Origin of the sequence: Streptomyces sp. NPDC087845 (genome assembly GCF_044742755.1) — a bacterium.
GTDB lineage: Bacteria > Actinomycetota > Actinomycetes > Streptomycetales > Streptomycetaceae > Streptomyces.
The window spans coordinates 192,403-215,005 of sequence record NZ_JBIUVC010000004.1; the positions used below are offsets into that span (position 1 = coordinate 192,403).

A 22,603-nucleotide genomic window follows, 5' to 3' on the forward strand; every position below is an offset into this window, starting at 1 on the left:
TCATGGCAACACCGGTACTGCGGGCGGTTGAGTGGGACGGGACGTCATGGGACGACCCGTCTGACGAACAGCTGCACGATCTGCTGGCCGACATGAGCCTGACTTGGCGATTTGTAGTTGTCCAGCGGCTCGACCTCGAACCTGTCGGCCAGCACTACATGCAGGTCTATCTCAACGACGACCTCAGCTACCGGGTTGAATACCGCGAGGGCGGCCCAGACAGGCACTTCCACGCCCGGGTGCCGCGCGAGCACGAGGTGTTCGCCGTGGAACCTGTAGCCGAAGTGCTTCAGGACTGGGCCCGGGGGCGGCCGGGCTGGCGTAAAGCTCTTCCCTGGGCCCCGTGGCCACCGGTGGAACCAGCGCGATGAACCTCGTGCGGCGCGATGCGCGCCGCACGAGCCCTCACAGCCACTCGTTGATCGCCGCGATGACCACGGTGGCTTCGTAGCGGACGGCGAGTTTGTCGTATCGAGTCGCGACGGCCCGGTGCCTCTTGAGGCGGTTGATTCCGCATTCGACAGCGTGGCGTTCGCGATAGTCGGCCTTGTCGAACTTCGGTGGCCTACCGCCGCGCATGCCACGCTTCTTTCGGGTTGCGGATCTGGTCGGTCTTCTCCGGGATGGTGCAGCGGATGCCGCGTCTGCGCAGGTAGGCGCGGTTCGCGCGAGAGCCGTACGCCCTATCCGCGCGGACCTTGTGGGGCTTGGTGCGCGGGCGTCCCGGACCGATGCGCGGGACACTGACGCGGTCGAGCGCATTCTGGAACTGCGGGCTGTCATGGCGGTGGCCAGCGGTGATGACCAGGGACAGCGGCTTCTGCCCCTGCTCGACCGCGAGGTGGAGCTTGGTCGTCAGTCCGCCCCGGGAGCGTCCGAGTCCGTGGTCGGCCGGTTCGGTATCGACGCCGCCGGGCGGTTCTCGTTGGAGAGCCCCTTTTTTCGGGCGCCGGCGGCATGCTGGTGTGCGCGGGCGATGGTGGAGTCGACGCTGACGTCCCAGGTGATCAGCCCGTCTGCGTCGGCCCGGGCCTGGAGCTGTTTGAGGATTCGCTTCCAGGTCCCATCGCGCTGCCAACGCCGGAACAACCCATAGACGGTTTCCCACTCGCCGTACCTGATCGGCACGTCCCGCCACGGCGCACCCGTCCGTGTCCGCCACCGAATGCCGTCTATCAGCTGCCGCTTGGACCAGACCGGAGGCCGTCCCGGCTTCTTCCCCACCGGCAACAACGGCTCCAGCCTGGCCCACTGTGCGCTCGTCAGATCCCCACGTCCCACGCGGTGATCATTACAGAGCTTGATCGACTTCTAAAACGCACCCTAGTTGGGGCTTGTTGCGAAAGTTGATCTTCGTGAGGCCGGAGCGTGTCTCTTTTATGAGTTGATCAACTGATCGGCGACCCCCTGAAGGCTTGCTCTCGGACCGAGAGACGATCGCCTCCTGCCTGTCGGTGACCCATTCGAGCGTTGTTTGACGGCCGTGCCTTCGCCCTCGATGGCCGGACTGCTGTGACGGCTAGCGTGGATGCACCGCCCAGGTGTGGGTGTACCTCACGCGCCCCAGAACGACCGTTCGAGCGTTCTAGCGGCTTTCCGACGGGCGAGCAATGGAAGGGCCTGACATGTCCAACCACTTCACCGGCCTCAGTCTTGGGCCACCACTCGGCGACCAGCGTCTCGATCTGTGCGACCTATATGCCTTCGGGGTACCCGGCGATCCGAGCAGAACCGTTCTCATCCTCAATGCCAATCCCAACGCAGATGCCATGCACCCCGACGCCGTATACCGCCTGAACATTGACAACGACGGCGATTACCTGACCGACGGCGCCTTCAGCTGGGTCTTCAGCCCGCCGGCATCCGACGGCTCGCAGACCTACAGCGTCTTCATGGCAACCGGTGCGGAGTCCCGCAGGCCCGAGGCGGTCGGCACCAAGATCGTTTCAGACGCTGCCGCCTCCTTCGGCCCCCAGGCCAACGTGGTCAGCAGCGGCGACTACAAGGTGGCCGCCGGCAGCCGCAGTGATGCCTTCTTCTTCGACTTCGACGGAATCAAGAATCTGTTCGACACCAGCGGCAACCGGAATTTCACCGCGCCGCATCTGGGCGGAAAGTCCCCGTGGACCGGCGTCGACTCCAACAGCACGGCCAACGTCTTCTCCATGGCCATCGAACTGCCGACCGCGGAGCTGGCCCCCAACCCCGAGCTGCACATCTGGGGCCGGTGCAGCGTCCTGCGCGACGGCGAACTCGTCCACGCGGACCGGGCCGGGCACCCGTCAATGAGCAGCTTCTTCAACACCGACGACACGAAGGAGGAGTACAACGCCAGCGAGCCGGTCAACGACCGGGCCAGGTGGACGGACCAGTTCGTCCATCTGTTGGGCCACACCGGCGGCTACTCGCGTGAGGAGGCGATCACCGCGCTCGACGAACACGGCCTCCTGCCGGACGTGCTGCACTTCGACCCGTCCAAGCCTGCCGCGTATCCGAACGGCCGGACATTCACGGAAGACGTCATCGACATCCGCGTCGCGTTCCTCACCAAGAACGAGGCGCCGCCCACCGGTCTGACGCCGCACACCGACACCCTGGACCGGTTCCCGTACCTCGGCAACCCGCACCCGGCAACCACCTCCTGACGGATCCCGGCGGGCCGGCCGCCGCGCTGCTGTCCCCGCCGGCGGACCCGCGCCGCGGCAGTCCGGGCGCCGACAACAACGGCAAATTCGACATCCGGGCCACCACTCCCGGCAACGGAACTCTCCGTTTCCTCCCCGATTTCACCCCCGGCGGGGGCACGCTCGTTCCCCTATGACAACAACCAGGATCCGGGCCGTCGGGCCCGGCATGAGATCGCTTGATCACTTCGCCCGACCGGTGGCCCGACAGCCCCGCCCGTTACGCTCGTACGCATGCAGAGCCTGGCGATGATCGACAACTGGCCCGTCCCCACCGCGGCGGCTGCCGTCGTACGAGCGGACGGCACCGTCGTCGGTACGCACGGCCCGACCGCGCACCGTTTCCCGCTCGCCTCCGTCACCAAGCCGATCGCGGCCTACGCGGCGCTGGTGGCGTACGAGGAGGGCGCGGTCGAGCTCGACGAGCCGGCCGGGCCCGAGGGGTCCACCGTCCGGCACCTGCTCGCGCACACCAGCGGGCTCGCCTTCGACGAGCACCGGGTGACGGCCGCCCCCGGCACCCGGCGGCTCTACTCCAACGCGGGCTTCGAGGTGCTCGGCGACCACATCGCCAAGGCCACCGACATCCCGTTCCCGGAGTACGTGCGCCAGGCGGTGCTGGAGCCGCTGGGCATGACGGCGACCGCGGTGGACGGCTCGCCCGCCAAGGACGGCGTCTCGACCGTCGGCGATCTCGCCCGGTTCGCGGCGGAGGTGCAGGCGCCACGGCTGCTCGACCCGCGTACGGTGCTGGCCGCGCAGACCGTCGTACACCCCGGTCTGAAGGGCGTACTGCCGGGCTACGGCCACCAGAACCCCAACGACTGGGGCCTCGGCTTCGAGATCCGGGACTCCAAGTCCCCGCACTGGACGGGCAGTTCCTCGTCACCCGCGACCTTCGGGCACTTCGGGCAGTCCGGCACCTTCCTGTGGATCGACCCGGTCGCGGGCACGGCCTGCGTCGCGCTCACCGACCGGGCCTTCGGCCCGTGGGCGGTCGAGGTGTGGCCGCCGTTCACGGACGCGGTGCTCGCGGAGCTCCGTTCCGGTCGCTGAGCCACGTCTCCTCCGGCCGGTCCGCCGTCTTCGCGGCCAGGCACTCGAACCACACCGTCTTGCCGGTGCCGTCGCGGCGCGGGTCCGTACCCCAGCGGTCGGTGACGGCATCGACCAGGACCAGTCCCCGGCCGCCCTCGCCGAGGAGATCACCCGGTTTCGCGCGAGGCAGTTCCGGGCAGTTGTCCGCGACCTCGACGCGCACGCCCCCGGCCGGAAGCCGGAGAATGAGCGTCTGGCAGCGGCGGCCGGGGACATGCCGTACGACATTGGCGATCAGCTCGGTGAGCGCCAACTCCGCCGCGTCGGCCACATCGAGGAGCCCCCAGCCGGTGAGGTAGAGGCGCAGGATGCGGCGCAGATGCCGGGCCGAGTGCTCGCCCATCGCGAAGTCGGCGCGGTAGGTCGGCTCCACCGGATCGCCGGCCTGCGGCTCAATTACGTGATTCATGTCACCAGAGTGCAGCGATGTGATTACGCTCGGCTACGTACGGAAACGAACGCCGCGAGGCGTTGAATGCCGGAGGTACCCCGCCGTGGCCAACATCCAGTCGCTCGACCCCAGCGCTTCCCCCTTGGACTACTACGGCTGGGAGTTGCGCCGCCAGCGAGAGGCCAGCAACCTCAAACAGGGTCAGCTCGGCGACATCATCTTCTGCACCGGCTCCCTGATCGGCCAGATCGAGACCACGAAGAAGATCCCCACCCGCGACTTCTCCGAGCGGGTGGACGCGGCACTCGGCACGGACGGCGTGTTCTCGCGCCTCGTCGGCCTGGTCCTGCGCAGCCAGCTGCCGACCTGGTTCCAGCCGTACGCGGACATGGAGGCCCGCGCGGCGTACATCTCCACGTACCAGGCGCAGTTGGTGTACGGGCTGTTGCAGACGGAGGAGTACGCGCGGGCACTGCTCGGCGTGGATCACCCGAACAAGGTTGACGAGATGGCGGCAGCCCGTCTGGACCGCCAGCGGATTCTGAAGCGCGAGAATCCGCCCGCCTTGTGGATCGTCCTGAGTGAAGCCGCATTGCTCCAAGAGGTAGGCGGACGTGGCGTCATGCGCGCGCAACTGGCGCGTCTGTTGGACTTCCGCGACGACCCCTGGGTGCAGATCCAGGTGCTTCCGTTCTCCATCGGCCAGCACACGGGAATGATGGGGTCGTTCACCCTGCTCAGGTTCGAGGACGACCCCGACCTTTTCTATGTGGAGAGCTACGACCAGGGTCATATGACCGCCAATCCGCAGGTGATCAAGGAACGTTCGGTCGGCTACGCTCGACTGCAAGCCACAGCCCTCTCCCCCGAGGACTCGGCGACCCTGATCGCTCGTGTGATGGAGGAACGCTATGGGGACCAGTCATGACCTGACCGGAGCACAGTGGCGGAAGTCGTCGTACAGCGGCACCAGCGGCGGCGAGTGCGTCGAGTGCACCGTCACCGGCGACGCGGCCTGGCGCAAGTCCAGCTACAGCGGAAACACCGGCGGCGAATGCGTCGAGGTGGCCGACGGCCGCCCTTGCGCCGTGCCCGTGCGTGACAGCAAGAATCCGGACGGCCCCGTCCTGGTCGTCGGGGCCGACGCCTGGCAGAGCTTCGTGGACGGGCTCCGCTGAGGGCCGTCCCGTAATCCACGCCCGCCAGGGATTACGGGACAGCCCTCGGACCACCGGAGCGGCGGCCCGAGCGCCCCTGAGCGCTCAGGCCGAAAGCTCCCAGATCAGCACCTCGGCCGCCCCGCCCGCGACCAGCTCCGGCCCCGCCTCGCCGGTGATCCGCGCCGAGTCGCCCGCCGCCAGTTCCTCGTCGCCGAGCCGCACGCCGCCGGCCACCACGTGGACGTACACCCGCGCCGCGTCCGGCACCGCCGTGCGTTCGCCCGCCGCCAGTCTGCGTACGTGCAGCGTCGCCCCGGCCGCCGGGAGTGCGTACGGGGTGGAGTCGGCGATGCCGGGAACGATCGCGTACGCGGGTTCGCCGCCCGGTTCGAGCGGTGCCAGCCACATCTGAAGGAACGTCAGCGGGCCGTCCCCGTCGTTGCGTTCGACGTGGCGCACACCGGTCGCGGCGCTGAGGTGCTGGAGGTCCCCGGCCCGTACGACCGTGGCGTGCCCGGTCGAATCGCGGTGGGTCAGCTCGCCCTCGACGACCCAGGTGACGATCTCCGTATGGCTGTGCGGGTGTTCGTCGAAGCCCGCGCCGGGCGCCAGCCGCTCCTCGTTGCACGCCAGGATCGGGCCGAAGCGCAGATTGTCCGGGTCGTAGAAACCGCCGAAGGAGAAGGCGTGCCGGGACAGGATGCCGGCGTCCTGGTCCCCGCCCGGGAAGCGGTCTTCGGCGCGGTGTACGGAAATCACCGGCCCACGGTAGCCCGGCGCGGCGCCCCCGCGCCCCTTGCCGCTACCCGGCGGTACGACCCGCGGCCGCCCCGGCCCTCCGTGCACGTGGTCCGATAAGGCAGTCTTGTGTCCGTGCCCCGACCCGATCCTGAGCAGCCCGCTGCGAACAACGCCCACCTGCATGCCGCGACCCTGAAACGGCTGGAACAGTCCTCCGGCCGGCTGGCCGCCAACGCGATCGCCCGCATGGACGAGTCGCTGCCGTGGTACCGGGCGATGCCACCGGAGAACCGGTCCTGGATCGGCCTGGTGGCCCAGGCCGGAATCGCGGCCTTCACCGAATGGTTCCGGCATCCGGAGACCCCGCAGGCCATCTCCACCGACGTGTTCGGCACGGCGCCGCGTGAGCTGACCCGGGCGATCACCCTGCGGCAGACGGTCGAGATGGTGCGGACGACGATCGAGGTCATGGAGGCCGCGATCGAGGAGGTCGCCGCGCCCGGCGACGAGTCCGCGCTGCGGGAGGCGCTGCTCGTCTACGCGCGGGAGATCGCCTTCGCGACCGCCCAGGTGTACGCGCAGGCCGCCGAGGCCCGGGGCGCCTGGGACGCCCGGCTGGAATCGCTCGTGGTGAACGCGGTGCTGTCCGGCGAGGCCGACGAGGGCGCCGTGTCACGCGCCGCGGCTCTCGGCTGGAACTCCCCCGAACACGTCTGCGTGGTGCTCGGTACGGCTCCGGACGGCGACAGCGAGCTGACCGTGGAGGCGATCCGGCGGGCCGCCCGGCACGCGAAGCTCCAGGTCCTGACCGGGGTGCTCGGCAACCGGCTGGTCGTCATCGCGGGCGGCAGCGACAACCCGTTGCAGGTCGCGAAGGCGCTGATCGGCCCGTACGCGGCAGGTCCCGTCGTCGCCGGGCCCGTGGTGCCCGACCTGCTGGCGGCCACCCGGTCCGCACAGGCGGCGGCCGCCGGGCTCAAGGCGTGCGGCGCGTGGCAGGACGCCCCGCGGCCGGTGCTGGCCGATGATCTGCTGCCGGAGCGCGCGATGGCGGGTGACCCCGCCGCACGGGACCAATTGGTGGAGGAGATCTACAGACCGCTGGAAGAGGCGGGTTCCGCGCTCCTGGAGACGCTGAGTGTGTATCTGGAGCAGGCGAGCAGCCTGGAAGGCGCGGCAAGGATGCTCTTCGTCCATCCGAACACCGTGCGCTACCGGCTCCGACGTGTGACTGACGTCACCGGATGGTCTCCTTCCGATGTCCGCTCGGCGTTCACTCTGCGAATCGCCCTGATTCTTGGGCGCTTGGCCGCCAGAGATCCCCAGTCCTAGACTTTTGTCAGACATCAACAATTCCCCATACGGTTCTTCGTCCCTGTCCCCACGGGCGTTCCGGACCGTTCACAAGAGAGAGTGTGAGGGTGCTCGTACTCGTCGCTCCCGGCCAAGGCGCTCAGACGCCCGGCTTCCTGACTCCCTGGCTCGACCTCCCCGGCGCCACCGACCGCGTCGCGGCCTGGTCCAACGCCATCGGGCTCGACCTCGCCCGCTACGGCACCGAGGCCGACGCCGAGGCGATCCGTGACACCGCGGTGGCGCAGCCGCTGCTGGTCGCCGCCGGTCTGCTGTCCGCCGCCGCGCTCGACGCGTCGCCCGACATCGTCGCAGGTCACAGCGTGGGTGAGATCACCGCAGCCGTCTTCGCCGGAGTCATCGGCGACGAGGCCGCGCTGCGTCTCGTACGGACCCGTGGGCTCGCCATGGCCGATGCCGCCGCCGTCACCGAGACCGGTATGGCGGCGCTGCTCGGCGGCGACCCCGAGGTGACGATCCCTCATCTGGAGAAGCTCGGACTGACCCCGGCGAACGTCAACGGGGCCGGCCAGATCGTCGCCGCGGGCACCGCCGCGCAGATCGCCGCGCTGACCGAGGACAAGCCCGAGGGTGTACGCCGGGTGGTGCCCCTCAAGGTCGCCGGCGCCTTCCACACGCACCACATGGCGCCCGCCGTCGACCGGATGCGCGAGGCCGCGACCGAGCTGAAGATCGCCGATCCGACCGTGACATATGTCTCCAACGCCGACGGGGAGCCCGTCGCCATCGGCGACGAGGTCGTCTCCCGGCTGGTCGGCCAGGTGGCCAACCCGGTCCGCTGGGATCTGTGCATGGAGACCTTCAAGGAGATGGGCGTCACGGCGCTCATCGAGGTGTGCCCCGGCGGCACCCTCACGGGTCTGGCCAAGCGCGCGCTGCCCGGTGTGCAGACCCTCGCGCTCAAGACCCCCGACGACCTCGACGCGGCCCGCGCGCTCATCTCCGAGCACGCGGGCGCCTAAGGAGCCCGAGAGCATGGCGAAGATCAAGCCCAGCCAGGGCGCCCCGTACGCACGGATCATGGGTGTCGGCGGCTACCGCCCGACCCGTGTCGTGCCCAACGAGGTGATCCTCGAAACGATCGACTCGTCCGACGAGTGGATCCGCTCGCGCTCCGGCATCGCCACCCGCCACTGGGCCTCCGAGGAGGAGACCGTGGCCGCGATGTCCGTGGAGGCGTCCGGGAAGGCCATCGCCGATGCCGGGATCACGCCCGAGCAGATCGGCGCCGTGGTCGTCTCCACCGTCTCGCACTTCAAGCAGACCCCGGCCATCGCCACCGAGATCGCCCACAAGATCGGCGCGGGCAAGCCCGCTGCCTTCGACATCTCGGCGGGCTGTGCGGGCTTCGGCTACGGGCTCACTCTCGCCAAGGGCATGATCGTCGAAGGCTCGGCGGAATATGTGCTGGTCATCGGCGTGGAGCGGCTCAGTGACCTCACCGATCTGACGGACCGTGCGACGGCCTTCCTGTTCGGCGACGGTGCCGGTGCGGTCGTCGTCGGCCCGTCCAAGGTGCCGGCCATAGGCCCGACCGTCTGGGGCTCGGAGGGCGACAAGTCCGAGACGATCAAGCAGACCGTGGCGTGGAACGACTTCCGCATCGGCGATGTCTCGAAGCTGCCGCTCGACGAGCGGGGCGAGGTCAAGTTCCCGGCCATCACGCAGGAGGGCCAGGCGGTCTTCCGCTGGGCCGTCTTCGAGATGGCGAAGGTCGCCCAGCAGGCGCTGGACGCGGCCGGGATCGCCCCGGAAGACCTGGACGTCTTCATTCCGCACCAGGCCAACATGCGGATCATCGACTCGATGGTGAAGACCCTGAAGCTGCCGGAGAGCGTCACGGTCGCCCGTGACGTGGAGACCACCGGCAACACCTCCGCCGCCTCGATTCCGCTCGCTATGGAGCGGCTCCTGGCGACCGGTCAGGCGAAGAGCGGCGACACCGCGCTCGTCATCGGCTTCGGGGCGGGTCTCGTCTACGCCGCGACGGTCGTTACCCTCCCCTAGGCACACCAGGCCGTTTCGGCCCGCAAGCCCCAACCTGCAGTTAAACATCGAAGGAGCGCCAACATGGCCGCCACTCAGGAAGAGATCGTCAAGGGTCTCGCCGAGATCGTCAACGAGATCGCCGGTATCCCGGTCGAGGACGTCCAGCTGGACAAGTCCTTCACCGACGACCTGGACGTCGACTCGCTGTCCATGGTCGAGGTCGTCGTCGCCGCCGAGGAGCGCTTCGACGTCAAGATCCCCGACGAGGACGTCAAGAACCTCAAGACGGTCGGCGACGCCGCCGAGTACATCCTCAAGCACCAGGGCTGATCAGGCCTGCTCCTGTGTCGCCACCCGGCGGTGGCGCCGCTGATTCACGACCCTCTACACGTGGAGAAGATTTTCCAGTGAACTCGACCAATCGCACCGTGGTCGTCACCGGTATCGGCGCAACCACTCCGCTGGGTGGCGACTCGGCGTCGACCTGGGAAGGTCTGATGGCCGGTCGGTCCGGCGTCAAGCCTCTCGAGGGCGAACGTTTCGCCGAACTGCCCGTCCGGATCGCCGCTCTCGCGGCCGTCGACCCGGGCGACGTCCTGCCCCGTCCGCTCGCCCGCAAGCTGGACCGCTCGGCGCAGTTCGCGCTGATCGCGGCCCGGGAGGCGTGGGCGGACGCCGGTTTCACCGGCAAGGCCGGTGAGGACGACAAGGTCCGGCCCGAGCGGCTGGGCTCGGTCATCGCCTCCGGCATCGGCGGCGTGACCACCCTGCTCGACCAGTACGACGTGCTCAAGGAGAAGGGCGTACGCCGCGTCTCCCCGCACACCGTGCCCATGCTCATGCCCAACGGCCCGGCCGCCAACGTCGGCCTGGAGGTCAACGCCCAGGCCGGTGTGCACACCCCGGTCTCCGCCTGCGCCTCGGGCGCCGAGGCGATCGGGTACGCCGTCGAGATGATCCGCACCGGCCGTGCCGATGTGGTCATCGCCGGCGGCACCGAGGCGGCGATCCACCCGCTGCCGATCGCGGCGTTCGCCAACATGATGGCGATGTCCAAGAACAACGACGAGCCCCTGAAGGCCTCCCGTCCGTACGACACCGGCCGTGACGGCTTCGTCCTCGGCGAGGGTGCCGGGGTCGTCGTCCTGGAGTCCGCGGAGCACGCCGCCGCGCGCGGCGCCAAGGTCTACTGCGAGGTGCTGGGCCAGGGTCTGTCCGCGGACGCCCACCACATCGCGCAGCCCGAGCCGACCGGTCGCGGCATCGCCGCCGCGATGCAGAACCTGCTGGACGAGACGGACCTCAAGCCGTCCGAGGTCGTGCACCTCAACGCGCACGCCACGTCGACGCCGCAGGGCGACATCGCGGAGCTGAAGGCGCTGCGCAAGGTGCTGGGCGACGACCTCGACCATGTCGCGATCTCCGCGACGAAGTCGATGACCGGCCACCTGCTCGGCGGCGCGGGCGGCATCGAGACCGTCGCGACGGTCCTGGCGCTGCACCACCGGATGGCTCCGCCGACGATCAACGTGGAGCACCTCGACGAGGAGGTGGAGGCGGACGTCGTGCGCGACGAGCCGCGACCGCTGCCCGAGGGGCCGATCGCCGCGATCAACAACTCGTTCGGGTTCGGCGGGCACAACGTGGTCCTGGCGTTCCGCAGCGTCTGACCTGCGGTCCGCGGCCCGGTACACCGAAACCCGTCTCCCCAGCTGGGGAGACGGGTTTCGTCCGTTGCACGGGGCGTTTCGGGGGCTCTGCCCCCGGACCCCCGCTCCTCAATCGCCGGAGGGGCTGAACTGTGCGCCCTCACACCACCTGGTGCAGCCACCGCACCGGCGCGCCCTCGCCCGCGTGGCGGAAGGACTCCAGCTCGTCGTCCCACGGCTTGCCGAGCAGCTTGGCGATCTCGGCCTCCAGGTCGGTCTCGCCCCGCACGGACCGCGCCAGCGCCGCCCGCAGCCGGTCCTCGGGCACCAGGATGTCGCCGTGCATGCCGGTGACGGCGTGGAAGATGCCCAGTTCGGGCGTGGAGCTGTAGCGCTCGCCCTCCGTCGTGGGGCTCGGCTCCGCCGTCACCTCGAAGCGCAGCAGATCCCAGCCGCGCAGCGCGGAGGCCAGCTTCGACGCCGTGCCGGGCCGGGCCTGCCAGGAGAATTCGGAGCGCCAGGTGCCGGGCGCGGCCGGCTGTCTGATCCAGTCGAGCTGGACCCGCACACCGAGGACCCCCGCCACAGCCCATTCGACATGGGGGCAGAGCGCGCGCGGTGCGGAGTGAACGTACAGAACTCCACGTGTCGTCACCGGGTCCTCCAGTGTGGGACGAAGTTCGCCTTTCCCAGCGGCCTCGCGCCCGTACCGTCTCTTCTCAGCCGGCTCCCGAGGTTGTCGTCAGTAAACAGCATCGGGGTGAATCTCCTGAAAAAGGACCGTATGTGACGTGATGTGATTTACGGAAAGCCACCCGAGTGGAGCCGGGCGGGGGAATGCGCCGCTGGTTCGACGAGGAAAAGCTACCGCGCGGCGGGGGCCGAGGTGTGACGTACGGTCGGTCCTGGGCACATCATTCGCCCAGCTTTCACCCCGCGGGGCACGTGGGCCATTTCCCCCGGTGCCACGAGGGGTTGCCGGGGGCATAACCGAGGGGAACCAGGGATGCAGGATCGTTCCGCCCGTCACCGTTCTCGCAGCGCGGCCGCTGTTCTGGCGGCGGTCTCATTGTTCGGCGCGGCCGCCCTGACCGGCTGCGACGCCGACCGGGACGGGTCGACGAAGGGAGCGGCGGCCGGGCAGCGGCAGCCGTCCGCCCGGCCCGGCCCGGTCTGGGACCGCAGCCCGGAGTCGGTGGCCGCCGTGGGCGACTCCATCACCCGCGGCTTCGACGCCTGTTCCGTGCTGGCGGACTGTCCGGAGGTGTCCTGGGCGACCGGTTCGGACACGGAGGTGCGCAGCCTCGCCGTCCGGCTGCTGGGAGCGTCGGGGGCCGCCGCGCGCAGTTGGAACCACGCCGAGACGGGAGCCAGGATCGCGCAGTTGCCGGAGCAGATGGCACAGGCCGCGAAGGAGAAGCCGGATCTGGTCACGGTGATGATCGGCGCCAACGACGCCTGCCGGGACTCGGCGCGGCTCATGACGCCGGTGGCGGACTTCCGGGCGTCGTTCGAGGCGTCGATGCGTCAGTTGCGGGCCGGGGCGCCGAAGGCGCAGGTGTATGTGTCGAGCGTGCCGGACCTCAAGCGGCTCTGGTCGACGGGGCGCGGCAACGCCCTGGGCAAGCAGATCTGGAAGCTGGGGATCTGCCAGTCGATGCTGGGGGACGCGGACGACATGGGCGCGCAGGCCACGGCCCGGCGCGCCTCGGTGCAGGAACGGGTCGTGGCGTACAACGACGTGCTGCGGGAGGTCTGCGCGAAGGATCTGCGCTGCCGCTACGACGGCGGGGCGGTCTTCGGCTACGCGTTCACCGGCAAGCAGCTCAGCCAGTGGGACTGGTTCCACCCGGGGCGCAACGGGCAGGCGCGGCTGGCGGAGATCGCGTACCGCAATGTCACTTCGGCCCGGCCCCCGGCGTAGCCTTTGTGATCATGGACACAGGTTCGAGCACGGTGACACGCGCGGAAGAGTTCGGCACCCTCGCGGACGGCGCCGTCGTGCACCGCTGGACGCTCGAACGGGGCGGTACGCGGGTGCGCGTGCTGACGTACGGCGGCATCGTGCAGTCGGTCGAGGTGCCCGGCCGGGACGGAGCGCGGGCGGGTGTCGCGCTCGGGCTGCCCGACCTCGCCGGGTACGAGACGTTCACCGGACCGTATTTCGGCGCGCTGGTCGGGCGGTACGCGAACCGGATCGGTGGTGCCCGCTTCGAGCTGGACGGGCGCACGCACCGGCTGACGCGGAACGAGGGGCGCAACCATGTGCACGGCGGGGCCCGGGGCTTCGACAAGCGCGTGTGGCAGGCGCGGGAGGTGGCGGACGGTGTCCGGCTGTCCCTGGTCTCCGAAGACGGCGAGGAGGGCTTCCCGGGGCGTCTGGCGGTGTCGGCGGCATACACCCTGGACGAGGACGGGGCGCTGCGGATCGCGTACCGGGCGACGACGGACGCCCCGACGGTGCTGAACCCGACCAATCACACGTACTGGAATCTCGCGGGCGCCGACAGCGGCAGCGCGCTCGGGCAGGTGCTGCGGATCGCGGCCGGGCGGATCACCCCGGTGGACGCCGAGTCCCTGCCGACGGGCGAGTTCCTGCCGGTGGACGGGACCCGGTTCGACTTCCGTGAGCCGGCGCCGGTCGGCCCGGACTACGACCACAATTTCGTGCTGGACGAGGCCGGGGCGGGTCCGGCGGCCGAGTTGTACGACGCGGGGTCGGGGCGCGTCCTGACCGTCACCACGACGGAGCCCGGGGTGCAGTTGTACACGGCGGACCACTTCGACGGGCGGCCGTTCGGGCCGTGCGCCGGGATCGCCCTGGAGACCCAGCACTTCCCGGACTCCCCGAACCGGCCCGGATTCCCGAGCACGGTGCTGCGGCCGGGCGAGGAGTACGTCTCGGCGACGGTGTACGGATTCTCGGTGCGCTGACCCCGGCGCCGGGGGCGGCGGCACGAGAAGAGCCCCGGAGCGGGGCCGGGTACCGCTCCGGGGCTCTTGTCGTCGGGGGCAGGGCCCGCCGCTACCGCGTGACCTCCACGGCCGCCGTCAGGCGTACGTCGGCGAGCGAGTGGGCCGCCTGCACCTCGTAGGTGCCGGGGACGAGGGTCCAGTCGTACGCCGTCTCGTCCCAGATCTCGTACGCGCGCCGATCCAGCGCGATCACCGCTTCGGCGCTCTCGCCGGGCGCCGCCTCGACCCGTGCGAAGCCGGCCAGCCGGCGGACCGGGCGTTCGGCGGTGTCGTCCCGGGGTGCCAGGTAGACCTGGACGGTCTCGGCGCCCGGCCTGGTGCCGGTGTTGCGGAGGCGGACGGTGGCGCTGTCGGGGCCGGCCGTCAGGCTCTCGTACTCCCAGGTGGTGTAGCCGAGCCCGTGTCCGAAGGGGTACGCGGGCGCGGTGCCGGCCTTCTCCCAGGCGCGGTAGCCGACGAAGACCCCCTCGTCGTAGTGGAGTTCACCGCCGGTGGGGGCGGTGTTCGAGACCGGGACGTCGGCGAGCGCGACCGGCCAGGTGGTCGGGAGGCGCCCGCCCGGTTCCTCGGCGCCGAGCAGCACGTCCGCCAGCGCGTGGCCGGCCTCCTGGCCGGGGAACCAGCCGAGGAGCACCGCGGCGACCTCGTCGCGCCACGGGAGCTCCACCGGGGAGCCGGAGTTGACGATCACGACGGTGTTCGGGTTGGCGGCGGCGACGGCCCTGACGAGGTCGTCCTGGTGGCCGGGGAGCCTCAGGTCGGTGCGGTCGAAGCCCTCGGACTCGACGCGCTCGGTGGTGCCGACGACGACGATCGCGGCGTCCGCGGCGCGGGCCGACTCGACGGCCTCGGCGATCAGTTCCCGGGGGTCGCGGCGCGGGCCGAGGTGGCAGAGGGCGAACGAGACGCCGGGGATCGCCGCGTCGTCGCCCAGGGTGTCCGGGATCTGCCGCAGCGAGACCTCGACGGGTTCGCCCGCGGTGAGGGTGATCCGGCCGCGTTCCAGGGGGTTGCCGAAGAACGCCTCGCCGGGGTCGGCGGAGGCGACCCGGTGGACCTCGTCGTACAGGGTCTCGCCGGCGACGGTGAGGGTGAGCGCGCCGGTGCCGCGGGTGCCGAAGACGTGCTCGCCGCCGTCGCGCGGGACGAAGGTGCCGGTGATCTCGACACTGTGCAGCGTCTCGCGGGTGACGCCCTCGGGAAGGTCGTCACCGATCCACTGGAGGGTGCCGTTGCGCAGCGGGGCCGAGCCGATGACGGCGCCGGAGGCGTCGAGGCAGACGGCCCTGAGCTCGAAGCCCTTCTCCGCGGGAGTGAGTTCGTCGTTCGGGTCGGCGCCGACGCGGTAGTCGAGCGCGCCCTCGGGAAGGGCGGCGGTGAGGCCGTCCAGGGGCGAGACGATGTGCTGCGGGAAGACCTGGGCGGAGCCGCCGCCGAGGACCCGGGCGTCCCGGGCGAGCGCCCCGCTGAGCGCGACCTTGCGGACGGCGGCCGGGTCGATGGGGAGCGCGGCGCGTTCGTTGCGTACGAGGACGAAGGAGCGGCGGGCGATCTCGCGGGCCAGCGCGTCGCCGTCGGCGGTCGCCGGGTACGCGGTCTCGTCCACGACGGGCGGGGCGCCGTCCAGGATGCCGACGCGGGCGGCCAGCCGCAGCACATTGCGGACGGCGCCGTCGACGACGGACTCCTCGACCTCGCCGGCGCGGACCGCGTCGGCGAGCGCCTTCCCGTACACGGTCTTGGGGCCCGGCATGGCGACGTCGAGGCCGCCGCTGACGGCGGCGACGGTGGAGCGGGCGGCCAGCCAGTCGGAGACGATGCAGCCGTCGAAGCCCCATTCGCCGCGCAGCACCGCGTTCTGCAGGTAGCGGTGCTCGGTCATGGTGGAGCCGTTGACCCGGTTGTACGCGGCCATGATGCCCCAGGGATGGGCGTTCTTGACGATCCGTTCGAACGGGGCGAGGTAGATCTCGCGCAGGGTGCGCGGGGCGACGATGTTGTCGACGGTGAAGCGGTCGGTCTCGGCGTCGTTGGCGACGAAGTGCTTGACGGTCGTGCCGACGCCGCCGTCCTGCACGCCCCGCACATAGCCGGTGCCGATCTCGCCGGTGAGGTACGGGTCCTCGCTGTACGCCTCGAAGTGGCGCCCGCCGAGCGGCGACCGGTGGAGGTTCACAGTCGGGGCGAGGAGGACGTGCACCCCCTTGCGACGGGCCTCCTGGGCCAGCAGCCGACCGGTCCGGCGGGCCAGCGCCGGGTCCCAGGTCGCGGCGAGCGCGGTGGGCGAGGGCAGGGCCACGGACGGATCGTCGGCGCTCCAGGCGACCCCGCGGACGCCGATCGGCCCGTCGGACATCACCAGGGAGCCCAACCCGATGCCGGGCAGCGCGGGCAGCGACCACATGTCCTGTCCGGCCAGCAGCCGAGCCTTGTCGTCGAGCCCGAGTGCGGCCAGCGCCGCGTCGACCGCGGCCTCGCGGGCCGCATCGGGGTGGGTGGGTGTGGACGCGCCTGCCACGGCCGTACCTCCTCGTCGGTGTCCTGCACTGGATGTCCCCATACTGACCCCGAAACCAGTAATGCAGTAGGTTTCTTTATCATTCTGTGATTTATCGGGATGGCGTACGGTCCTCGGTGCGGGACCGATGAAGCACCGAAAGGGGCCGGGGCGATGGTGCGGGCCAGAAGCGCGGAGCGGCGGGCGGAGATCCTCCGCGCCACGCTGGAAGTGATCGCCGAGCGCGGCTACCGCGGCGCCTCGCTGAGTGCTGTCGCCGAGCGGGTCGGCCTCAGCCAGCAGGGGCTCCTGCACTACTTCCCGACCAAGGAGGCGCTGCTCGTCGCCGTGCTGGAGGACCGCGACCGGTGGGACACCGGCGGTGGCACCCGGAGCGACGGCACCTGGCGGATCGACCTGCTGAACTCGCTCGTCGAGTACAACGCGATGCGTCCCGGCATCGTCCAGACGTTCTCGGCGCTGCTCGGCGAGAGCGTGACGGAGGATCATCCCGCGCGGGAGTTCTTCACCCGCCGCTACACCCAGGTCCGGGCGAGCATGGCCGCGACGCTGCGCGCGGAGTACGGCGAGCGGCTGCCCGGCGGGCTGACTCCGGAGCGCGCGGCGCCGCTCCTGGTGGCGGTGATGGACGGGCTCCAGTACCAGTGGCTGCTGGATCCGGACTCGGTGGACATGCCGGCGGCGTTCCAGGATTTCCTGGCGCTGCTGCGGGCGGCGGCACCCTCTGCTCCGGAGAACCCCCGATCATGACATGACCCGCGGCGGCATCAGGGCGACAAGGTCGATGGGCCCCACCTGCGGGTGATTTCCAGGCGGTCTACGCGCGTCCGGGTGAAGGGCACCCGCCGGGGCGCCCCAGGGTTGGCCGCATGACTTCCAAGCCCACCGGACCTTCCTCCGGCCTGCCCTCCCGCCGCACCCTGATGGCGGGTGCCGCCGCCGGTGCCGCCGCCCTCGCCACGACCGCCGCCGGCTCCGCGAGCGCCGCCGCGCCCCATGCCCTCGGCACGGCCACCGCGGCCGGCACCGCGCTCGCGCCCGCGGCCGCCCCCGGCTCGGACTGGGACGCCTGCCTGACCATTGCCCGCGCCGTCCTCGTACGCGACGAGCAGGACCGCCCGCTGGTCCCCGCCTACCGCGACATCCTGCTGTCCAAGGGCCTGCCACGCAGCCGCAAGTCCCCCAAGAAGGTGCTGGTCGTCGGCGCGGGCCCGGCCGGGCTCACCGCCGCGCACCTGCTCCGCGACGCCGGGCACACCGTGACCGTGATCGAGGCCAACGGCAACCGCGTCGGCGGCCGGATCAAGACCTTCCGCAAGGGCGGCCACGAGAACGCGAAGGCGCCGTTCGCCGACCCGAAGCAGTACGCCGAGGCCGGCGCCATGCGGATCCCCGACAGCCACCCGCTCGTCACCGGGCTCATCGACAGCTTCGGCCTGAAGCGCCGCCGCTTCTACCTGGTCGACGTCGATGCCGAGGGCCGGCCGGCGAACCACACCTGGATCCATGTCAACGGCATCCGGATGCGCAAGGCCGACTACGCGCGGAAGCCGCAGGCGATCAACCGCTCGTTCGGCGTCCCCGCCGCGTTCGAGAACAAGACCGCCGCGACGATCGTGCGGGAGGCCTTCGCGCCCGTGCGCAAGGAGTTCGAGGGCAAGGAGGGCCGCGAGCTCGTCGAGGGCTGGGCGCGGGTCATCCAGCGGTACGGACACTGGTCGATGTTCCGCTTCCTGACCGAGGCGGCCAAGCTCGACGAGCGCACCATCGACCTCGTCGGCACGGTCGAGAACCTCACCTCGCGGCTCCATCTCGCCTTTGTGCACAGCTTCATCGGGGCCTCCCTGATCAGCCCGGACACCGCGTTCTTCGAGTTGCCGGACGGCACGGCCACCCTGGCCGACGCGATGTACAAGCGGGTCAAGGGCATCGTGCGGCTCGACCGCCGGGCCACCAGGATCAGTTACGGCGCGGGCAGCGTCCGGGTCGAGACGATCTCCGAGGGCCGCGACGGCAAGCCGCTCGTGCGCGAGACGTTCACCGGCGACCGGGCGATCGTCACCGTGCCGTTCTCCGGACTGCGCCACATCCCCGTCGCTCCCGCGCTCTCGTACGGCAAGCGGCGCGCGATCACCGAGATCCACTACGACGCGGCGACGAAGGTGCTGCTCGAATTCAGCCGCCGCTGGTGGGAGTTCGAGGAGAAGGACTGGAAGGCCGAGCTGGAGCGGATCAAGCCCGGTCTGTACGACGCCTACCGGCTGGGCAAGGCGCCGGCCGACGGCTCGCTGCTGGGCGCCCACCCCTCCGTACCGCCCGGTCACCTCCCGCCCAACCAGCGTGTGCACTACGCGGCGTACCGGGCCACCGCGCGCAACCAGCCCGAGGCGGCGCACGTCATCGGCGGCGGGTCGGTCACCGACAACCCCAACCGCTTCGTCTTCCAGCCGTCCCACCCGGTCGAGGGCAGCGCGGGCGGTGTGGTCCTCGCCTCGTACAGCTGGGCCGACGACGCGCTGAAGTGGGACTCGCTGGACGACGACGAGCGCTACCCGCACGCCCTGGGCGGGGTGCAGGACGTGTACGGGCAGCGCGTCGAGGTCTTCTACACGGGTGTCGGCGCCACCCAGTCGTGGATGCGCGACCCGTACGCGTACGGCGAGGCCTCGGTGCTGCTGCCGGGCCAGCACACCGAGTTGTTCGCCGATGTGCGCTCGGCCGAGGGGCCGCTGCACTTCGCCGGCTGCCACACCTCGATCAAGCCGGCCTGGATCGAGGGGGCCCTGGAGTCGGCGGTCAGGTCCGCGCTGGAGGTGCACAGCAGCTGACCCGTGCCCGGCGGGCGCCGCTCAGCGGGCCGGGAGGGTGCTGAAGTTCCTGGCCGGATCAGGGAGCGGCATTCGGTGCGTGCGGTTGCCATGACCGCGAGGACGGTGATGACGGCGACAGCGGCGATCTCGGTCATGGGCCGCCCGTCCTCAGCCCTTGTCGAGGGTGTACGGGGCCGGCGCCGCGTCCTCGTCCTCGCCGGGCGCCACCAGGTCCCGGGCCAGCAGGGTGGCTCCGGCGACGGCGCCCGGCATCAGGAGGACAGCGACGAACGGGACCAGGAAGGCCAGTCCCAGCGGTACGCCGAAGCCGAGCGCCAGCATGCGGCGGCCGCGCAGCAGGGCCAGGCGGTCCTTCAGGACCATGCCGCGGCGCTGGAGCGCCACGGCGGTGAGCTCCTCGGAGAGGAAGTAGCCGGTGACGCAGAAGCCGATCGCGGGGACGACGGTCTGGCCGACGACGGGAACGAATCCGAGGGCGAAGAGCAGCACCGAGTACAGCGCCACCCGCGCCAGGACGCGGACACTGTCGCGGGCGGATATCCACAGATCCCGCCAGAGCGGCAGCCCGGACTCGGGGACCTCACCGCCTTCCGTGCGGTCGACCTGCTCGGAGAGCGACTCGTAGAAGGGCTCGCCGACCAGCAGCGTCACGGCGGTGAACGTGATCACGGCGAGGAAGAGCCCGAGGGCGAAGACCAGCACGGTCAGGGTGGTGCGGAGCAGGCCGAGCCAGGGGGACGACCAGTCGTCGGCGAAGGGGGTCGCCCAGCCCACCAGGTCGTCGGCGCCGTAGCCGAGGCCGACGAGCGCCGCCGCGTACAGGACGAGGGTGAGGAGCCCGGGCAGCAGCCCGAAGCCGAACCAGCGTCCGTGCCGCCCGACCCATCGCTGCCCTTTTATCAAGTAGCCGAAGCCCACCCCGAGATCACGCATGGCGTCAGCGTACTTGCGGGGCGGGGCCTCCCCCCGGCGCGGTGTGCCCGGTGCACGACCGGGGGCCGCACTCCGGCAGGAGTACGGCCCCCGGTCGTGGCGGACGGTGCGAGCGGTCAGGCGACCGACAGCTCCACCTTGATGTTGCCGCGCGTGGCGTTCGAGTACGGGCACACCTGGTGGGCCTTCTCGACGAGCGACTGCGCGGTGGCCGTGTCGACGTTCGGGATGGTGGCGGTGATCGCGACCTCCAGGCCGAAGCCGCCCTCGGCGGTCTTGCCGATGGAGACCGCGGCGGTCACCGTGGAGCCGGAGATGTCGGCCTTCTCCTGACGGGCCACGACACCGAGGGCGCCCTGGAAGCAGGCGCTGTAGCCGGCCGCGAAGAGCTGCTCCGGGTTGGTGCCCGCGCCGCTTCCGCCCATGGCCTTGGGCGGGTTGACGACGACGTCGAGGTTGCCGTCGTCGGACGAGACGCGGCCGTCACGGCCGTTCTCCGCGGTGGCGACGGCGGTGTACGCGACGGTGATGTCCTGAATAGCCATGCCGGGTGATCCTTCTGCTGTGCGCCGCGACTCGCGCCCACGATCGCGACGGCCTGTGGATGAGACTAACGGGTGCGCCGGGGCTGCTGTCAGGCGAGGGAGACGATCATCTTTCCGGTGTTCTCGCCGCGCAGCAGGCCGAGGAAGGCGTCGAAGCCGTTCTCGATGCCCTCGACGGAGGTCTCGCGGTACTTCAGCTCGCCCGAGGCCAGCCAGCCGGCGACCTCCTGGACGAACTGCGGCTGGAGCGCGGCGTGATCGCTGACGAGCATGCCCTGGATGCGCAGCCGCTTGCCGATGACCAGGGCGAGGTTGCGGGGGCCGGGGGTCGGCTCGGTGGCGTTGTACTGGGCGATCATTCCGCAGACGGTGACGCGGCCGTGCACGTTGAGCGAGGAGATCGCGGCTTCGAGGTGCTCGCCGCCGACGTTGTCGAAGTAGACGTCGATGCCCTCGGGGGCGGCCTCGCGCAGCTGCTCGACGACCGGTCCGTTCTTGTAGTTGAAGGCCGCGTCGAAGCCGTACTCCTCGACGAGGAGCTTGACCTTCTCGTCGGAACCGGCCGAGCCGATGACCCGCGAGGCGCCCTTGAGCTTCGCCATCTGGCCGACCTGGCTGCCGACCGCACCGGCCGCGCCGGAGACGAAGACGGCGTCGCCCCCCTTGAAGGAGGCGACCTCGAAGAGGCCCGCGTAGGCGGTGAGGCCGGTCATGCCGAGCACGCCGAGGTAGGCGGAGAGCGGGGCGAGCGACGGGTCGACCTTCACGGCGTGCTCGGCCGGGACGTCGGCGTACTCACGCCAGCCGAGGCCGTGCAGAACGTGGTCGCCGACCGCGATGCCCTCCGCGTTCGACGCGACGACCTCACCGACCGCTCCGCCGTCCATGGGGTGGTCGAGCTTGAAGGGCGGGGTGTACGACTTCACGTCGTTCATCCTTCCCCGCATGTACGGGTCGACCGAGAAGTGCAGATTGCGGACGAGGACGCGGCCCTCGCCGGGAGCGGTGACCGGGGCCTCACGCAGGGCGAAATCCTCGGCCTTCGGCCAGCCGTGGGGGCGGGCGACGAGGTGCCATTCACGGCTGGACGCGGGAAGTGCTGCAGACATGGGCTCGGGGTCTCCTCGATGTCTCACGGAGTGGGGGGCTTCGCCCGGCCCGGCCGGGACCGGCGGCGAAGCAGAGATATTTAAGGACGTGAAACAACCATGCTCCTGAATATTTCATATTGTCAAGTAACCGGTTATCGTGGATGTCATGGCGACCACCCGCACAGACCCTCTGACCCTCGAAGTCGTCGAGCTCATCGGTACCGTCGTGGCGCGCTACTACGAGGAGTACGACGAGGCCGCGGCGGCCCACTCCCTCACCGGTGCCCAGGCGCGCGTCCTCGGACTGCTCTCGCTGGAGCCGATGCCGATGCGCAGGATCGCCCAGAAGCTGAAGTGCGAGCCGTCGAATGTCACCGGCATCGTCGACCGGCTGGAGACGCGCGGACTGGTGGAGCGCAGGCCGGACCCGGCCGACCGGCGGGTGAAGCTGGCCGCCCCGACGGAGAAGGGCACGCGGACGGCGCAGCAGCTGCGCGATTCGCTCACCTTCGCCCGGGAGCCGCTGGCCGAGCTGTCGGACGAGGACCGGGCGGTGCTGCGGGACCTGCTGCGGCGGATGCTGGGTGAGCCGGCCCCGCGCCGCGGCTGAGCACCCGGCGCGG

General features: G+C 70.6%; 22 protein-coding genes and 1 pseudogene. 15 read left to right on the forward strand and 8 right to left on the reverse strand.

Features of this window, described 5'->3' with window-relative positions; genetic code table 11:
• Positions 1-2: 2 nt before the first annotated feature.
• Positions 3-371: a hypothetical protein gene (locus ACIOMQ_RS12870; RefSeq protein WP_401753269.1), complete on the forward strand. Its 369-nt coding sequence runs from the start codon at positions 3-5 to the stop codon at positions 369-371.
• A 34-nt stretch (positions 372-405) separates the two neighbouring features.
• Here the strand turns inward: ACIOMQ_RS12870 and ACIOMQ_RS12875 are convergent.
• Positions 406-1,281, reverse strand: a pseudogene (locus ACIOMQ_RS12875) (IS5 family transposase).
• Positions 1,282-1,625: 344 nt separating this feature from the next.
• Here ACIOMQ_RS12875 and ACIOMQ_RS12880 point away from each other — a divergent pair.
• Positions 1,626-2,645, forward strand: coding sequence for a DUF4331 family protein (locus ACIOMQ_RS12880; RefSeq protein WP_401263964.1), 1,020 nt, complete (start codon positions 1,626-1,628; stop codon positions 2,643-2,645).
• A 273-nt stretch (positions 2,646-2,918) separates the two neighbouring features.
• Positions 2,919-3,740, forward strand: a complete 822-nt coding sequence (locus tag ACIOMQ_RS12885; RefSeq protein ID WP_402188946.1) for a serine hydrolase domain-containing protein — start codon at positions 2,919-2,921, stop codon at positions 3,738-3,740.
• Here ACIOMQ_RS12885 and ACIOMQ_RS12890 read toward each other — a convergent pair.
• Complete coding sequence (locus ACIOMQ_RS12890) at positions 3,700-4,125, reverse strand: ATP-binding protein (protein WP_401753428.1); 426 nt, start codon at positions 4,123-4,125, stop codon at positions 3,700-3,702. The two genes, ACIOMQ_RS12885 and ACIOMQ_RS12890, sit on opposite strands and share 41 nt — an antisense overlap.
• Before the next feature lie 151 nt (positions 4,126-4,276).
• Between ACIOMQ_RS12890 and ACIOMQ_RS12895 the strand changes: the two genes are divergently transcribed.
• Both ACIOMQ_RS12895 and ACIOMQ_RS12900 read left to right on the forward strand, forming a co-directional pair.
• Positions 4,277-5,101 carry a helix-turn-helix transcriptional regulator gene (locus ACIOMQ_RS12895; protein ID WP_362194414.1) on the forward strand — a complete coding sequence of 275 codons (825 nt, stop codon included), beginning with the start codon at positions 4,277-4,279 and terminating at the stop codon, positions 5,099-5,101.
• On the forward strand, positions 5,085-5,351 hold the full coding sequence (locus ACIOMQ_RS12900) for a DUF397 domain-containing protein (protein WP_401937714.1): 267 nt from the start codon (positions 5,085-5,087) through the stop codon (positions 5,349-5,351). Before ACIOMQ_RS12895 ends, ACIOMQ_RS12900 begins: the two co-directional genes overlap by 17 nt.
• An 84-nt stretch (positions 5,352-5,435) precedes the next feature.
• Here ACIOMQ_RS12900 and ACIOMQ_RS12905 read toward each other — a convergent pair whose 3' ends face one another.
• On the reverse strand, positions 5,436-6,092 hold the full coding sequence (locus ACIOMQ_RS12905; RefSeq protein WP_362194408.1) for a pirin family protein: 657 nt from the start codon (positions 6,090-6,092) through the stop codon (positions 5,436-5,438).
• A 114-nt stretch (positions 6,093-6,206) separates the two neighbouring features.
• Between ACIOMQ_RS12905 and ACIOMQ_RS12910 the strand changes: the two genes are divergently transcribed.
• The 5 genes from ACIOMQ_RS12910 (at position 6,207) to fabF (ending at position 11,107) form a co-directional block, all read left to right on the forward strand.
• Entirely contained in the window at positions 6,207-7,406 is a 1,200-nt protein-coding gene (locus ACIOMQ_RS12910) for a helix-turn-helix domain-containing protein (protein ID WP_362194405.1), read from the forward strand.
• An 89-nt stretch (positions 7,407-7,495) separates the two neighbouring features.
• On the forward strand, positions 7,496-8,410 hold the full coding sequence (locus tag ACIOMQ_RS12915; protein ID WP_401753265.1) for an ACP S-malonyltransferase: 915 nt from the start codon (positions 7,496-7,498) through the stop codon (positions 8,408-8,410).
• A 13-nt stretch (positions 8,411-8,423) separates the two neighbouring features.
• The gene (locus ACIOMQ_RS12920) at positions 8,424-9,455 is read left to right on the forward strand and encodes a ketoacyl-ACP synthase III (protein WP_401263970.1); all 1,032 of its coding nucleotides are present in this window, start codon (positions 8,424-8,426) and stop codon (positions 9,453-9,455) included.
• Between the two features lie 63 nt (positions 9,456-9,518).
• Positions 9,519-9,767, forward strand: coding sequence for an acyl carrier protein (locus ACIOMQ_RS12925; RefSeq protein ID WP_266733232.1), 249 nt, complete (start codon positions 9,519-9,521; stop codon positions 9,765-9,767).
• A gap of 77 nt (positions 9,768-9,844) precedes the next feature.
• Positions 9,845-11,107 (forward strand): beta-ketoacyl-ACP synthase II, encoded by a 1,263-nt coding sequence (gene fabF / locus ACIOMQ_RS12930; RefSeq protein ID WP_362194395.1) that lies wholly within the window; start codon positions 9,845-9,847, stop codon positions 11,105-11,107.
• Between the two features lie 139 nt (positions 11,108-11,246).
• Here fabF and ACIOMQ_RS12935 read toward each other — a convergent pair whose 3' ends face one another.
• Positions 11,247-11,741 carry a DUF3145 domain-containing protein gene (locus ACIOMQ_RS12935; protein WP_362194392.1) on the reverse strand — a complete coding sequence of 165 codons (495 nt, stop codon included), beginning with the start codon at positions 11,739-11,741 and terminating at the stop codon, positions 11,247-11,249.
• Between the two features lie 351 nt (positions 11,742-12,092).
• Here ACIOMQ_RS12935 and ACIOMQ_RS12940 point away from each other — a divergent pair, with 351 nt between their 5' ends.
• On the forward strand, positions 12,093-13,010 hold the full coding sequence (locus tag ACIOMQ_RS12940; protein ID WP_362194389.1) for an SGNH/GDSL hydrolase family protein: 918 nt from the start codon (positions 12,093-12,095) through the stop codon (positions 13,008-13,010).
• Between the two features lie 11 nt (positions 13,011-13,021).
• Complete coding sequence (locus ACIOMQ_RS12945) at positions 13,022-14,020, forward strand: aldose epimerase family protein (protein ID WP_401753261.1); 999 nt, start codon at positions 13,022-13,024, stop codon at positions 14,018-14,020.
• 91 nt (positions 14,021-14,111) lie between these two features.
• Here ACIOMQ_RS12945 and ACIOMQ_RS12950 read toward each other — a convergent pair whose 3' ends face one another.
• A complete protein-coding gene (locus tag ACIOMQ_RS12950) occupies positions 14,112-16,580 on the reverse strand; it encodes a glycoside hydrolase family 3 protein (protein WP_402188951.1) in 2,469 nt (822 codons plus the stop codon).
• A gap of 153 nt (positions 16,581-16,733) precedes the next feature.
• Between ACIOMQ_RS12950 and ACIOMQ_RS12955 the strand changes: the two genes are divergently transcribed.
• Both ACIOMQ_RS12955 and ACIOMQ_RS12960 read left to right on the forward strand, forming a co-directional pair.
• Positions 16,734-17,330: a TetR/AcrR family transcriptional regulator gene (locus ACIOMQ_RS12955; RefSeq protein ID WP_362194379.1), complete on the forward strand. Its 597-nt coding sequence runs from the start codon at positions 16,734-16,736 to the stop codon at positions 17,328-17,330.
• Positions 17,331-17,449: 119 nt separating this feature from the next.
• On the forward strand, positions 17,450-19,408 hold the full coding sequence (locus tag ACIOMQ_RS12960; RefSeq protein ID WP_401937729.1) for a flavin monoamine oxidase family protein: 1,959 nt from the start codon (positions 17,450-17,452) through the stop codon (positions 19,406-19,408).
• A gap of 150 nt (positions 19,409-19,558) precedes the next feature.
• On the opposite strand, the gene ACIOMQ_RS12965 is transcribed toward ACIOMQ_RS12960, so the two are convergent.
• The 3 genes from ACIOMQ_RS12965 to ACIOMQ_RS12975 all read right to left on the reverse strand — a co-directional run bounded on the left by ACIOMQ_RS12965 (position 19,559) and on the right by ACIOMQ_RS12975 (position 21,998).
• Positions 19,559-20,344 carry an EI24 domain-containing protein gene (locus tag ACIOMQ_RS12965; RefSeq protein WP_362194373.1) on the reverse strand — a complete coding sequence of 262 codons (786 nt, stop codon included), beginning with the start codon at positions 20,342-20,344 and terminating at the stop codon, positions 19,559-19,561.
• A 116-nt stretch (positions 20,345-20,460) separates the two neighbouring features.
• The gene (locus tag ACIOMQ_RS12970) at positions 20,461-20,889 is read right to left on the reverse strand and encodes an organic hydroperoxide resistance protein (RefSeq protein WP_362194370.1); all 429 of its coding nucleotides are present in this window, start codon (positions 20,887-20,889) and stop codon (positions 20,461-20,463) included.
• 89 nt (positions 20,890-20,978) lie between these two features.
• The gene (locus ACIOMQ_RS12975) at positions 20,979-21,998 is read right to left on the reverse strand and encodes an NADP-dependent oxidoreductase (RefSeq protein WP_362194367.1); all 1,020 of its coding nucleotides are present in this window, start codon (positions 21,996-21,998) and stop codon (positions 20,979-20,981) included.
• Between the two features lie 148 nt (positions 21,999-22,146).
• Between ACIOMQ_RS12975 and ACIOMQ_RS12980 the strand changes: the two genes are divergently transcribed.
• Complete coding sequence (locus tag ACIOMQ_RS12980; protein WP_401263984.1) at positions 22,147-22,590, forward strand: MarR family winged helix-turn-helix transcriptional regulator; 444 nt, start codon at positions 22,147-22,149, stop codon at positions 22,588-22,590.
• Positions 22,591-22,603 lie beyond the last annotated feature (13 nt).